General features: G+C 70.8%; 7 protein-coding genes. All 7 read right to left on the bottom strand.

Features of this window, described 5'->3' with window-relative positions; all coding sequences use genetic code 11:
* Positions 1–10: 10 nt before the first annotated feature.
* Positions 11–4,696, bottom strand: a complete 4,686-nt coding sequence (locus tag ACF8O7_RS26895; RefSeq protein ID WP_392444826.1) for an SDR family NAD(P)-dependent oxidoreductase — start codon at positions 4,694–4,696, stop codon at positions 11–13.
* Entirely contained in the window at positions 4,696–10,047 is a 5,352-nt protein-coding gene (locus tag ACF8O7_RS26890) for an amino acid adenylation domain-containing protein (protein WP_392444823.1), read from the bottom strand. Before ACF8O7_RS26890 ends, ACF8O7_RS26895 begins: the two co-directional genes overlap by 1 nt.
* Before the next feature lie 20 nt (positions 10,048–10,067).
* On the bottom strand, positions 10,068–11,057 hold the full coding sequence (locus tag ACF8O7_RS26885) for a TauD/TfdA family dioxygenase (RefSeq protein WP_016450666.1): 990 nt from the start codon (positions 11,055–11,057) through the stop codon (positions 10,068–10,070).
* The gene (locus ACF8O7_RS26880; RefSeq protein WP_126312753.1) at positions 11,054–11,743 is read right to left on the bottom strand and encodes a 4'-phosphopantetheinyl transferase superfamily protein; all 690 of its coding nucleotides are present in this window, start codon (positions 11,741–11,743) and stop codon (positions 11,054–11,056) included. The genes ACF8O7_RS26885 and ACF8O7_RS26880 overlap by 4 nt, the downstream gene beginning before the upstream one ends.
* Positions 11,721–12,464: a thioesterase II family protein gene (locus tag ACF8O7_RS26875; RefSeq protein ID WP_034363656.1), complete on the bottom strand. Its 744-nt coding sequence runs from the start codon at positions 12,462–12,464 to the stop codon at positions 11,721–11,723. Before ACF8O7_RS26875 ends, ACF8O7_RS26880 begins: the two co-directional genes overlap by 23 nt.
* Positions 12,465–12,469: 5 nt before the next feature.
* Entirely contained in the window at positions 12,470–12,751 is a 282-nt protein-coding gene (locus tag ACF8O7_RS26870) for an MbtH family NRPS accessory protein (RefSeq protein WP_043790278.1), read from the bottom strand.
* 151 nt (positions 12,752–12,902) lie between these two features.
* A complete protein-coding gene (locus ACF8O7_RS26865) occupies positions 12,903–13,427 on the bottom strand; it encodes a sigma-70 family RNA polymerase sigma factor (RefSeq protein ID WP_043790277.1) in 525 nt (174 codons plus the stop codon).
* Positions 13,428–14,144: the final 717 nt, after the last annotated feature.

Raw genomic sequence — 14,144 nt, 5'->3', positions numbered from 1 at the left:
GGTGGTCTTCTCACGCAGATGCGAAGGCGGCAAGGGCATCGCCTTCATCGGTAACGGTGGCCTCGATCTCCTCGATCAGCCGGGTCTCCACCAGCACGGCCAGCTCGCCGACGGTGGGGGCCTTGAAGAAGGCCGCAGGGTGCAGTTCGACACCAAAGCGCTTTTTCACGCGGCCCAGGATCTGCAGGGCCAGCAGCGAGTCGCCGCCCAGCTCGAACAGGTTGTCGTCCACGCCCACCGGGGCAATGCCCAGCATGTCGGTCCACAGCGCGGCCAGGGCCTGCTGCAGCTCGCCTTCGGCCGCGACGTAGGCGGTCTGCAGCGCCGGGCGCGGATGGCCGCCACGGGCCTGCGATCCGTTGGCAGGTTCGGCGACGGCTTCGGCGGCAGGTTCTGCCAGCGCATCCACCAGCCCGGCATCGATCTCGCCCAGGCGCTGCCGCAGGTCGGTGGTGGAGATGACCACCTGGTGCGGCACATCGCCGTTGACGATGCGCTCGAACACCGCTGCCGCTTCTGCGCCGCTCCAGCCTATGCCCTCGGGAATGCGCATGCCGGCGGCCATGCCCAGGTCACGCCAGGCGTCCCAGTCCACGGAGATGACGGGCCAGGCGCGCTGGCGGCTGGCCAGTGCCGCCAGTGCATCCATGCAGGCATTGGCGGCGGCGTAGTCGCTCTTGCCCAGGCCTGCGGTGAGGCTGGAGATGGACGAGCACAGCAGCACGAAGTCCGGCGCCTGCACGTCCTGCGTGCCCTGCGTGCCCTGCGTGCCCAGCAGGTCCAGCAGCAGCCGGGTGCCGCGCAGCTTGGGGGCGAACGTGCGCTCCACGCCGTCCCGCGTGCGGGTGGCCAGCATGCCGCTGTCGGCATGGCCTGCGGCATGGACCACGCCATGCAGCGCGCCAAAGCGCTGGTGCGCCTGCGCCAGCGCCGCCTGCATCTGCGCGGCGTCGGCCACATCGGCGGCCAGGGTCAGCACCTGGGCGCCCTCGGCCTCCAGGGCAAGCAATTGCAGCAGTTGCTGGCGCAGGGTGCTCGGCTGCCCGTCATCGGCGGCCAGCGCCTCCCATTGGCTGCGCGCAGGCAGCGCCGTGCGACCCAGCAGCACCAGGCGGGCCTGCCAGTGCGCGGCCAGATGCCGGGCCAGCGCCAGGCCCACGCCGCCCAGGCCGCCCGTGATCAGGTACACGCCCTGCCTGCGCAGGCGCGGCGCCGCGGCGTCCTGCCATTGCAGGGGCTCATAGGTCTTGCGCCAGCGGTGGGCACCGCGCAGGGCGATGGCCGTGTCGGCCGCGCGCAGCCCATGCGGCGCACGGGCTTCGTCCAGCAGCTGGCGCGCCAGCCGGGCCTGCATTGCGGGCGAACCCGCCTGCACCACATCGACGAAACGGCAGTCGATGGACGGGCATTCCTGCCCTATCGCCTTGCACAGCGGAAAGACGGCGGCCATCTCGGGGTTCAGCGCTTCCGCTCCGGTCACATCTTCCGAACCGCCTGCGGCCACCAGCAGCAGCCGCCGTGTGCGCGGGCCTCCAGCGCCGTGCGCACGGGCCTCCAGCGCCTGCGCCAGGGCCAGCACGCTGTGAAAGCCGCGCTCCAGCGGCGCAGGGGCGGCCGCATCCATGGCCCACAGGTGGTAGATGGCGCCCACGGGGCCGAACTGCGCCTGCACCGCATCGAGCAAGTCCTCGCAATCGCGGTGCTCGCCGGGGCGCACGGCATGCCGGCCCGGGGCCAGGCAGGCGGGGGCGGCGCCCGTTTCCACGCAGACCACATCGGTGCCCTGCGCGCGCAATGCGTGCACCAGGGCCTCGGCCGTGGCACTGCCGTCGCCAAACACCAGGGCCACCTGGGCTGCGCCGGTGGTGCCTGCCTCCCACTGCAAGGGACTGCGCTGCCAGGCGGCTGCGTAGAACGGACCCGCGGTCGCCGAGGGGCCTGCTGTGCCTGCCGCTTTCGGTGCATCGCCACCCTGCCCCGCAGCCTGCACCCAGAAGGAGCGGCGCTGGAAGGCATAGGTCGGCAGCGGCACGCGCCGCCCTGGCCGCCCGCCCCGGCAGGCAGTCCAGTCGATGTCCACGCCCGCGCACCACAGTCCGGCAACGGCCTGCGCCAGCAGCTGCGCGCTGCGTGCGGTCTGCTGGGGATGGGCCTGGCTGGACCAGATGCCGGCCGCCGTGGCAGCGCGCGCATGCTGGCGGGCCAGGGCGGCAAGGGCCTGGCCGGGGCCCACCTCCAGCAGCACGCGGCCCGGCTCTCGCACAAGCTCGTCCAGCCCGTCCGCAAAGCGCACGGTATGGCGCAGGTGGCGGGCCCAGTAGGCGGGGCTCATGGCCTGCTCGGCCGTGATGGGCTTGCCGGTCACGCTGGAGATGAAGGCCAGGCGCGGCGCATGCCGGGGCACGCTGGCTACCACCTGCTCCAGCTGCGCCAGCAGGGGCTCGGTCATGGCCGAGTGCGAGGCCACGGCAATGTGCAGCCGGCGGGCGGTGATGTCGCGCGCGCGCAGCGCCTCTTCGGCCGCCTCGATGGCGGCCAGCGGGCCGGACAGCACGCACAGGCGTTCGCCGTTGACGGCACCCAGGTCGCAGCCCGCATCCAGCAGCGATTGCAGCTCGGCCTCGGCCAGGGGCACCGAGGTCATGGCGCCCTGCGGCAGCGACTGCAGCAGGCGGCCGCGCGCCGCCACGATGCGCAGGGCATGCGGCAGCTCGAACACGCCGGCCAGGCAGGCCGCCACATACTCGCCCAGGCTGTGGCCCAGCATGGACACGGGCTGCACGCCGCGCGCCATCCACATCCGGGCCAGCGCATAGCCGATCACGAACAGTGCCGGCTGGGCCTTGTCCATGGCGGACAGCGCCGCGTCGGCCTCCACCTCTTCACCCGGGGCGGGGAACAGCCACTGGCGCAGGTCCCAGCCTGTTTCGGCCTGCAGCAGCTCGCAGCAGCGGTCCACCTCCTGCCGGAACACACCGCCGTCGCGGTACAGGTCCAGGCCCATGTTGGCGTGCTGCACGCCCCCGCCCGGGAAAAGAAAGGCCACGCCGGGCGGCTGTGGCGGCACCTCGGTGGCCTGGCCTGCCGGCGCAGCAGCAGAAGCAGCAGCAGCGAGGTGCAGGCCCTCCACCGCCATGCCCATGCCGTCTGCCACCACGGCACGGCGATGGCCGAAGGCGCGGCGGCCCTGCTGCAGGGTGTGGGCCACATCGTCCAGCGACAGGCCGCTGCCGGCCTGCTGCAGATGGGCAGCCAGGCGGCGCGCCGACTCATCCAGCGCACGGGGGCTGCGAGCGGACAGCGACAGCACCTGCCAGCCCCGGGCTGCATCCGCCGGTGCGCCGGAAGGGGTGGCAGAGGTGGCAGGGGCTGCAGCAGCCTCCTGCAGCACCACATGGACATTGGTGCCGCCAATGCCGAAGGCGCTCACGCCCGCGCGGCGCGGCGTGGCCGCCTGGGGCCAGGGCCTGGCCACGGTGTTGACATGGAAGGGACTGCGCTCGAAGTCGATCTGCGGATGCGGCCGCTCGAAATGCAGGCTCGGCGGCAAGGTGGCATGCCGCAGCGAGAGCACCGCCTTGATCAGGCCCGTGACACCGGCGGCCGCATCGAGATGGCCAATATTGGTCTTCACCGAGCCGATGGCGCAGTAGCCCCTGCGCTGCGTGCTGGCGCGAAAGGCCTGGGTCAGCGCCGCGATCTCGATGGGGTCGCCCAGCGCCGTGCCCGTGCCATGGGCTTCCACATAGCCGATGGTGTCGGCCGGCACGCCCGCCAGGGCCTGCGCCGCGCGCACCACGGCGGCCTGGCCGTTGACGCCGGGCGCCGTGAAGCCCACCTTGTCTGCGCCATCGTTGTTGGCGGCGCTGGCCAGGATGACGGCGTGGATGGTGTCGCCGTCGCGCAGCGCATCGTCCAGGCGCTTGAGCACCACAATGCCCGCGCCGCTGCCCTGCAGCGTGCCTGCGGCCTGGGCATCGAAGGCGCGGCAATGCCCGTCCGGCGAGAAGATGGCGCCGGCCTGGTAGCGGTAGCCGCCGTTTTGCAGCAGGTTGAGCGAGACGCCCCCGGCCAGCGCCATGGCGCATTCATGGCCCAGCAGCGCCTGGCAGGCGGTGTGCACGGCCATCAGCGAGGTCGAGCAGGCCGTCTGCACGGTGACGGCCGGGCCGCGCAGGTCCAGCTTGTAGGCCACGCGCGTGGCCAGGGCATCGGCCATGTTGCCGCTCATCAGGCCCAGCAGGTCGGCGACCTGGGCGCCAGGGCCCGGCGCATGGCGGGGCAGCAGATGGCGCATCAGGTAGACGCTGGCGCCCGTGCCCGCATACACGCCGATGGCGCCGGGGTAGCGCCGGCCCTCGTAGCCCGCATGCTCCATCGCCTGCCACGCGCATTCCAGGAAAAGGCGGTGCTGCGGGTCCAGTTGCTCGGCATCGCGCGGGGTGTAGCCGAAGAAGTCGGCATCGAAGAGGTCCATGCCGGCCAGCGGCACGCCGGCCTTCACGTAGCCGGCATCGTCCAGCAGGGCCTGGGGCACGCCCAGGGCGCGCAGCTCATCGTCGCTGTAGCGCTTCACGGACTCGACGCCGTCACGGATGTTGGCCCAGAAGCGGTCGATGTCGTCGGCGCCCGGAAAGCGCCCGGCCATGCCGATGACGGCGATCTCCAGGCCGGTGGTTTCGGAGGCAGAAGACATCAGAGGGTCCTTTCGATGTGGCGCTTGCGCTGCAGCAGCGCCTCGCGGCGGCGCTGGGCCGCGTCCATGCCGTCCCGGGCGGCGGCCGCCTGCGCGGCGCCGTCACCGTCGCCCCCGCCCTCGCTATCTGCGCCCTGCTCGATGCGCCGCGCCAGGGCCGACACCGTGGGGTGCTTGAAGAGATCGACCAGGGACAGCTCCCGGCCCAGCCGCGACTCCAGCAGGCCATGCACGCGGATGAGCTGCAGCGAATGCCCGCCCAGGTCGAAGAAGTTGTCGCTGGCGCCTATGCGCTCCACGCCCAGCACCTGGGCCCAGAGGGCGGCAATGGTCGCGGCCACACCGTCCTCGGGCGGCTCGTAGGCCTGGCGCTCCAGGGACGGCAGGGCGGGCGCCTCGGGCAGCGCCTTGCGGTCCACCTTGCCGTTGGCGTTCAGGGGCAAGGCATCCAGCACGGTGATGGACGAGGGCAGCATGTAGTCGGGCAGGGCCGCGGCCAGCGCGCTGCGCAGCGCGGCCATGTCCAGGCACTGCCCCTGCTGCACCGAGACAAAGGCGGCCAGCCGCGCGCCGTCGGCCGCCTGGCGGGCGACCACCACAGCCTCGCGCACGGCGGGGTGGGCCAGCAGTTGCGCCTCCACCTCGGCCAGCTCGATGCGAAAGCCGCGGATCTTCACCTGGTGGTCCACGCGGCCCAGGTAGTCGATCTGGCCGTCGCCGCGCCAGCGCACCAGGTCGCCCGTGCGGTACAGGCGCTCGCCCGTGCGGCTGGCGGGATCGGCGACAAAGCGCTCGGCGCTCAGGCCCGGCCGCCGCCAGTAGCCGCGCGCCAGGCCCACACCGCCCAGATACAGCTCGCCGGCCACGCCGCGCGGCACCTCGTTGAGCGCGGCATCCAGCACATGGGTACGCAGCCCGGCCACGGGGCGGCCTATGGGCACGGACAACGCGCCCTCGTCCCGGCAGTCCCACCAGGTGACCTCGATGGCCGCCTCCGTGGGGCCGTAGAGATTGAGCAGGCGGGTGCCGGGGAAGGCCTGCAGCACGGCCGCCTGCAATTCGGCGGACAGGGCTTCGCCGCTGCAGATGATGCGCTGCAGCCCCTGGCAGGTGGCGGCCGCCGGGTGCGCCATGAAGGCCTGCAGCATGGACGGCACGAAGTGGATGGTGTTGACCTGGTGGCGCGCTATCAGCTCGGCCAGGCGCCGGGGATCGCGGTGGTCGCCGGGGGCGGCCAGCGCCAGGCGTGCGCCGGTGGTCAGCGGCCAGAAGAACTCCCAGAAGGAGATGTCGAAGCCGAAGGGCGTTTTCTGCAGCACCGTGTCGCCCGGGCCCAGCGGCTGGTGCATCTGCCCCCACGCCAGGCGGTTGCACAGCGAACGGTGGCGGTTGGCCGCGCCCTTGGGCCGGCCCGTGGAGCCCGAGGTGTAGATGACATAGACCAGGCTGTCGCCATGCAGGGCAACGGCCGGGTTGTGGGCCGGCATGTCCTGCAGCCGGGACGCCAGGCCCGGCACATCGACCAGTCGGGCCCTGCAGATGGCCGGCAGGCGGTCCCGCACCTGCGGCTGCACCAGCACCAGGGACACGCCGCTGTCCTCCAGCATGTAGGCGATGCGGTCGGCCGGGTGCTCGGGGTCGATGGGCACATAGGCCGCGCCGGCTTTCATGATGGCCAGCAGCCCCACGACCATCTCGATGGAGCGCTCCATGGCAATGCCCACCGGCACGCCGGGCCGCACGCCCGATGCGATCAGGTGATGCGCCAGTTGGTTGGCGCGCGCATTGAGCTCGGCGTAGCCCAGCGTGGCCTCGCCCAGGCACAGGGCCGGGGCATCGGGGCTGCGCGCCACCTGCTGCTCGAAGCGGCGGTGCACGATGTCGCCGCCGTGCAGGACCTGGTCATTGCAGCTCCAGGCCGCCAGTTGCTGGCGTTCGTCGGGACCCAGCAGCGGCACCTCGTCCACGGCACATTGGGGCTGCCGGGCGAGGGCCTCCAGCATGGCCGCATAGTGGGCGGCCAGGCGCTGCATGCTGCCCGGCTCGAACAGCTCGCGGGCATAGACCAGGCTGATGCCCAGGCTGCCATCGGAGCGCTCGCGGACTTCCACGGTCAGCTCGAACTGCGCATCTGCGGCAGCCAGCGGCTGGCCGGCCACGGTCCAGCCCGGCACCTGCTGCAGCGCGTGCCAGTCCTCCACCAGATGATTGAACAGCACCTGGAACAAGGGGCTGTGCGCCAGGCTGCGCTGCGGCTGCAGCGCCTCCACCAGTTGCTCGAACGGCAGATCGTGGTGGGCCTGCGCGCCCTGCGCCGCCTCGCGGGCCTGCTGCAGCACGTCGGCCAGGCGCATGCGCCCGTCGATGCGGTTGCGCAGCACCAGGGTGTTGACGAAAAAGCCGACCACGCCCTGCAGGTCGGCATGCGCGCGGTTGGCCACGGGCACGCCGACGCGGATGTCCTCCTGCCCCGTGTAGCGGTACAGCAGCGCCTGCCATCCTGCCAGCAGCAGCGTGAAGAGCGTGTCTGCCTGCTGGCGGGCCTGCGCGCGCAGCGCCTGCAAGGTCGCGCCGGACAGCTCGAAGCCGTGCCGTCCCGCCCGATAGCGTGCCAGCGCCTGGCGCGGATGGTCGGTGGGCAGGGCCAGCACAGGCTGGGCCTCGCCTGGGGGCACCTGCAACCGTTCCAGCCAGTAGGCCAGCGAGGCCTGCTGGCCTTGCTGGGCCGGCTGGCCCTGCTCCCGCTGCCAGACGGCGTAGTCCACGTACTGCAGCGCCGGGCCGCTGTTCGGGGCGCCGGCATACAGCGCCGCCAGATCGTCCAGCAGGATCTGCATGGAGGCGCCGTCGGAGACGATGTGGTGCATCACCAGCGCCAGGATGTGCTCATGGGCCTGCAGCCGCACCAGGGCAGCCCTGGCCAGCGGCCCCTGCTGCAGATCAAAGGGCTGGGCGCACAGCGCCTGCAGCCATTGGGCGGCGTGCTCCTGGCGCTGCGCGGAGTCGCCCTGCGCGGCATCCAGCCACTGCAGCTCCAGCCTGCCCTGGGGGTCCAGGCGCTGCTCGACCTCCCCATCGGGCCGGGCGTTGAATACCGTGCGCAGCGAACCATGCCGTTCGGCCAGGCCCTGCACGGCTGCACGCAGGGCGCCTGCATCCAGCGGCCCGGTGATGCGCAGGGCGCCCTGCACGTGGTAGGCCGTGCTGCGCGTATCCATCTTCCAGAGAAACCATTGGCGCTGCTGGGCCGGCGTCAGCGGCAGGGGCATGGCGCGGCGGGCCTCGGCCAGCGGGGCAATGCGCTGCAGCGCCATGCCCGGCTGGCGCTGTTGGCGCAGCCGGTCGATGTCCTGCGCCTGGTCGCGCAGCCGCGGGTGCTCGAAGACCCGCCCGGCCGGATACTCCAGGGACCATTGCCGGCAGATGCGCGCAGCCAGCCGCACGGCGGCCAGGGAGTTGCCGCCTTGCGCGAAGAAGTTGGCCTCGCCGGCCGGCCCGGGCTGCGCATCGCCACCGAGCACCTCGCGCCACAGGCCGGCCAGCGTGCCTGTGGTGGGATCTGCCGCGCCCGCCTCCTGCGGTGCCTGGCTGCCGCCGCCCGCGAAGCGGCCCGACTCGAACACCGCCCAGGCATCCAGCGTGCGCGCGGACCAGCCTTGGCGGCAGGCTGCGCGCTGCAGCTTGCCGCTGGAGGTGCGGGGCAAGGCGCCGGGGTTGAGCAGCACGATCACCGTGGGCGCCTCGCCGCACTGCGCGCCCACGGCGGTGCTCAGTGCATCGACCAGGGCCTGGGCCGGCACCAGTTTTTGCATGCCGAACGAGACTTCGGCAGCAATGCCTATGCCTTCCCGGCCATCGATGTCCACCGCAAACGCGGCCACGCGTCCCTTGCGCACGGCTTCGACCTCGGCCTCGACCACGCGCTCGATGTCCTGCGGGTAGAGGTTGTGCCCGCGCACGATGATCAGGTCCTTGATGCGGCCCGCCACATGGACCTGCCCAGCATGCACGAAGCCCAGGTCGCCCGTGCGCAGCCAGCGCCGGCCTGCATGCTCGACAAAGGCCTGCTGCGTTTGCTGCGGCTTGCCCCAGTAGCCCTGGCTGATGCTGGGTCCGTGCGCCCAGATCTCGCCCACGCGGCCGGGCTCCAGCACCTGCAGGCTGTGCGGATCGACGATGGCCACGGCATGGCCGGGAACGGCGGGGCCGCAGCCCACCAGCGCGGTGGTCTGCGAGGCGCCGGGGCTTTCCTCGGCCCGGCCCTGGCCCAGGGCCTCGGTATCGAAGGACGTGATCGCGGCGCCTGCGCCGCAACTGCCGCCGGTGATGAACAGGGTGGCTTCCGCCAGGCCGTAGCAGGCATAGGCCGCGTCGGGCCGCAGGCCGCAGGCGGCAAAGCGCTGCGCGAAGGCCGTGACGGTGTCGGCACGCACGGGCTCGGCACCGGTATAGGCCAGCCGCCAGCTCGACAGGTTCAGCTGCGCCAGCTGCGACGGCTTGATGCGCTCCAGGCACATGCGGTAGGCGAAGTCGGGGCCGCCGCTGATGGTGGCGCGGTGGCGCGAGATCAGCTCCAGCCAGCGCACGGGGCTTTCCAGAAAGAGGCGCGGCGAGGTCAGCACCAGCGGCAGCCCGCTGTACAGCGGCTGCAGCAGTCCGCCGATCAGGCCCATGTCGTGGTACAGCGGTGCCCAGGACATGAAGCGGTCGCCCACGCCGATGTCCATGCGCTGCTGGATGGCGGCCTCGTTGGCGATGAGGTTGCCGTGGCTGACCATCACGCCCTTGGGCGCCGAGGTGGAGCCCGAGGTGTATTGCAGGAAGGCGATGTCGTCGGCAGCCGGCGCATGGGGCCGCCAGGCGTCGGCATCGGCCAGGTCCACCTGGTCGGCGGCCACGGCGGCAATGCCGGCAAAGCGCGCATCGGCGCCGGGCAGGGCCTGCATCACTTCGGCCGTGCTGATCACGCAGGCCGCGTCCGCGTCGCCCACGATGCCCAGCAGCCGCTCCAGGTGCTGCACGCGCAGCGATTCCAGCGGCGGCACCGGCACGGCGATCACGCCCGCGTAGAAGCAGGCCAGCATGCTGGCGGCGTAGTGCTCGTCGTTGTCCATCATCACCAGGGCGCGCGCGCCCACGGGGCACAGCTGCTGCAGCCGGGCGGCCAGCGCGCGCACGCGGCGGTCGAACTCGCCGTAGCTGTGGCTGCGCTCGACCACGCGGCCGTCCTGCACGGCGGCCACGGTGAGCCAGATGTCGTCGGGCCGCTGCTGCGCCAGTCCCCTCAGATGCTCGACCAGGCTGGCCGACGCCTGGCCTGCTGCCGCGATTGCACTTTGTCCACTCAGCATGTCAGCTGCCTCCCGGGTTCTCAGAAACGGTCCAGATTGCTGCGCGGCTCGGCCATGGCGACGATGACCTTGCGCGGCCCCTTGAAGGGCGAGCGGGCATGGGCCACGAGCATGTTGTCCAGCATCAGCACGTCGCCCTGCTCCCAGGGGAAGCTGACGGTCTCGGCATCCAGCGCGGCGCGCACCTCGGCGAAGATGTCGTCGCCGATGGTGGAGCCGTCGGCAAAGAAGGTGTTGCGCGGCAGGTTCTCGATGCCGTAGACCTCCTCCAGCACCTCGCGCTCCTCGGGCTCGCGCGCCGAGATGTGGAACAGGTGGGCCTGGTTGAACCAGACCATCTCGCCCGTGACGGGGTGGCTTTCCATGGCCTGGCACAGCTGGCGCGTGCGCAGGCCGTCGTCTTCCTTCCACTCCCAGTCCATGCGCGCATGGCGGCAGAAGGCCTCGACCTCGGCGCGGCTTTCGGTGTTGAAGACCTTCTGCCAGGGCACGTCCATCTCGCCGAAGTTGCGCACGTAGAGGATGCCGGGCTCGAACAGCTCGCGGATGCGCGCCGGAATGCGGCGGTAGACCGCACGGCTGTCGGCAATCGGCGTCTCGCCGCCCTCGGGCGATGCGGTGACGCAGTGGAACCAGATCTTCATGGGCCACTCGCGCGTGTAGGCCTGCTCGTTGTGCAGCGGAATGCTCTGGTGGGCCGGGTATTCGGTGGAGGTGTAGACGCCCGCGCCGCTGGAGGCCTCGACCGCGCTGCGCGGCGTGGAGGCGAATTCGTACTTGAGCAGCGGATGGCCGAAGGCCGAGGCGAAGCGCTGGAAGGTCTCCACATCGGGCACGCCAAAGCCGCGCAGCAGCACGCCGCCCGTGGTCAGCAGCGCCTCGTCGATGTCGCGGCGCAGCGGCGGCAGCGCAGCCAGCAGGTCCTGGCCCGGCTGGGCGGGCGTGATGAGCTGGGGAAGCAGCGAGCCCGCGGGGGCCTTGCGCTCGAAGCGCTGGAGGGTTTCGTTCATGTCGATTCCTTGGTGCGCCACGCAAGAGCTGCCGCGTAGCCCGGCGGCGCTGGCAGCGCCATCGCTTGAAAACCATTCCAGTCGGGGACCGCGCAGGCGATGGCCAGCCGTCCGTCCCCTCCCGGGCTGATGCCTATGGAGCGCAGGTGCTCGGCCACGCCAATGCCGATGGCCTTGAGCACGGCTTCCTTGCCCACCCAGCGCTGGTAGAAGGCCGCCAGCCGATCAGGCGCACGGTGCACGCTGGCGCGTTCCTGGTCGGTGCAGACGGCGTCGAGCATGACCTCGGCATCGAGGTCGGGCTTGTGCTGCTCGATGTCCACGCCCAGGTGCAGCACGCCACCGGGGTCGGCCAGCGCGATCAGCGCATGGCCGCCCGAATGCGAGACGTTGAACACAGGTGCCCTGTGCGGCTCGTCATCCACGAAAGGCTTGCCGTGCGTGCCGATGGCCAGGGGCACATCGGCCGGGCAGCAGCCCAGCCTGCGCCCCAGCAGCCGCCGCGTGGCAGCGCGCGTCTGTGCGAAGCGCAGCCGGTCGGCGGCCCGCACGAAGCGCGCGGCGCGACCGCGCTCCTCGGGGGTCAGGTGCGGCAGGCTGTCGCTCAGTTCGGCCGACAGGTCCAGGTCCAGCCTGAAGACCTCGATGCCCTGGCTCATGGCCTCACGCACGGACACGAGCTGCATGGATTTCCCCCTGGAGTGACTGGGACCCGGCCAGGCGCTGCGCCAGCACGGCCAGCACATCGCCTTCGCGCTGCCTGATGAAGAAATGCCCGCCCTCGAACCAGTCCAGCGTGAAGGCCCCGGCGGCCTCCTGCGACCAGGCCTGGACGCGGGGCGCCTCGATGTCGTCCTGCCGCCCCGCAAAGACGTGCACCGGCAGCGGCAGGCCCGCAGCGGGCACATGGCCGAAGCTCTCGCAGACGCGGTAGTCGGACCCCAGCACATCCAGCGTGATGCGCATGAGCTCGGGGCTGGCAAACACCTCTTCGGGCGTGCCGCCCTGCCTGCGCAGATCGGCAATCAGCGCCGCATCGTCGCCCTTGCCCGCAAAGCGCTCGGGATCGCGGCAGGCCGGTGCCGGGCTGCCCGAGGCAACCAGGGCCAGCGGCAGCTCCCTGCCCTGCTCGCGCAACTGCCGCGCCATGCCGAAGGCCAGCAGCGCGCCCATGCTGTGGCCCAGCAGCGCAAAGCGGCCGCGCATGGCCTGGCGCTGCTCGGCGCACAGCAGCGAGACCAGTTGCCCGAAGTCCTCGACCGCAGGCTCCCCCAGCCGGCTGCCCCGCCCCGGCAGCTCCACCGGAGCAATGCGGATCCAGTGGGGCAGCAGCCTGCGCCAGCGCAGGTACATGGTGGCGCTGGCGCCTGCGCACGGCAGGCACAGCAGGGTCAGCGGCGCGTGCATGCGCGTCAGCCCGCTGCGGTTTCGGTATCGGTATCGGCCTTGTGCAGCGCGGCGCCGGAGCCCGCCTGCTCCTGCTGCTGCATCCACACGCGCAGCGACTTGGGCCGCATGTCGGTCCAGGTGGCGTCCACGTAGTCGAGCACGGTTTTCTTGTCGCCCTTCACGCCCTCCACGGCGGTCCAGCCGCCGGGCACAGCCTTCCAGTGCGGCCAGATGGAATACTGTTCCTCGTGGTTGACCAGAACGATGAAGGTTTCGTCTTCGCGGTCGAAGCAGCTTGTAGACATGCAGGCGTCCTTAATGCGGTTGAACATCGGTGAGGCCAGTACGGGATCGCGGCGATCCGGTACTGCGCCTCTGTTGAACATGACGTTCCGAACCCGAAACTGTTCACGCCGCGTGCGCGCCGGTTCCGGGTCCTGCGCCGGGCTGCACCGTTCAATGGTGGTCCAGCAGCGAGCGGTGGACATGGATGGCCTTGCAGGCATCGGCAATCCTGGCATTCACCAGGCCCAGCGCGCACTCCATGTGCTCGGCGATCTGGCGCTGGGTGAGGCCTTTGATGCGGTACAGCTCGAAGGTCTCGCGGGTCTTGGGCGGCACCTCATCAAGAGCCTGGTCGATCAGCCGTATGGCCTGGGACTCGAACAGGCTGCGCTCGGGCGAGCGGCCGTCCGGTATCTCCAGCGTCTCCACATCCACGCCGTGGGTGCGGTAGGTGTTCTCGCGCTCCTGGCGGCGCAGGTAGTCCAGCGCCATGTTGCAGACGGCGCGCGTCCAGTAGGCGGCGGGCCTGGCGATCTCGGCATCGCTGCGCATCTCGGCAACGCGCAGATAGGTGTCCTGCACGGCCTCGTCGGCCAGTTCGGGATTCCTGAGAATTCTTCGCGCGACCCTCACCAACTGTCCACGCGAAGCAATGAAGACCTCTTCCAGCGAAGAATGTGTGTGATTCAAGGACACGATGCAGTTCCTCTCGCAAGCTAGGCAAGAACATCAAGTGGAAATGTCGACCGCAGGTCGATGGACGGCCGGCGTGCCGCCCGTGCAATAGGGCGGAGCGGGACTCGGCACAGGCGGTAAGCGGCGGCACAACCGCTGACCGCAGGGCATCAGTGCGCGCCGATGCGCATCGGCGTGACTTGGGAGGCAGGCCTAGATCGGCCTCATGACGGCCTCAGGGCGGCGGCCGCCCTCGCCGGATCCATGCGTCCTGCAACAGGATCGGCAAGGGCTGTGCAGCCTTGCAGACGTGCTGAAACTTGAACCGGGACCATGGCATGCAGTGGCGCTCCTTTGACGTTTTCCAACATTGAAATGAGAAGCATTACCAGTTCCGGCGACAGGACCGGGCCTGGAATGGCTGCTCACACCTGCCTGGAAGACGTCCCGCCAGTGCAAACGGAGACACGGCTATCGGCTGTGGAAAATCGGCAGGCATCGCCTATGGCGCATCGCATCACCATGGCTTTCCCTCGCCGTGGATGATGGGCCTGGATCATGACGGACTGGTGATGCCCGATACATCGGGATGGAAGCAGGAACTGCCTGCAGCGCAGGCCCCTGCCATCGCACTGGGCAGGCCCCATCGAGACGCGGCCCGCAGCGAAACTGCAGACGAAAAAAAGCCACCTTGCGGTGGCTTCTTGTCTGCGCAAACGCTGCGGTTTGCACAAGGAA

The sequence above is a fragment of the Delftia sp. WSY_16 genome (assembly GCF_043104415.1).
GTDB classification, from domain to species: Bacteria; Pseudomonadota; Gammaproteobacteria; order Burkholderiales; family Burkholderiaceae_C; genus Comamonas; species Comamonas tsuruhatensis.
Note: the sequence above shows the minus strand (reverse complement) of the source record. Positions and strands in the feature narration are given on the sequence as shown.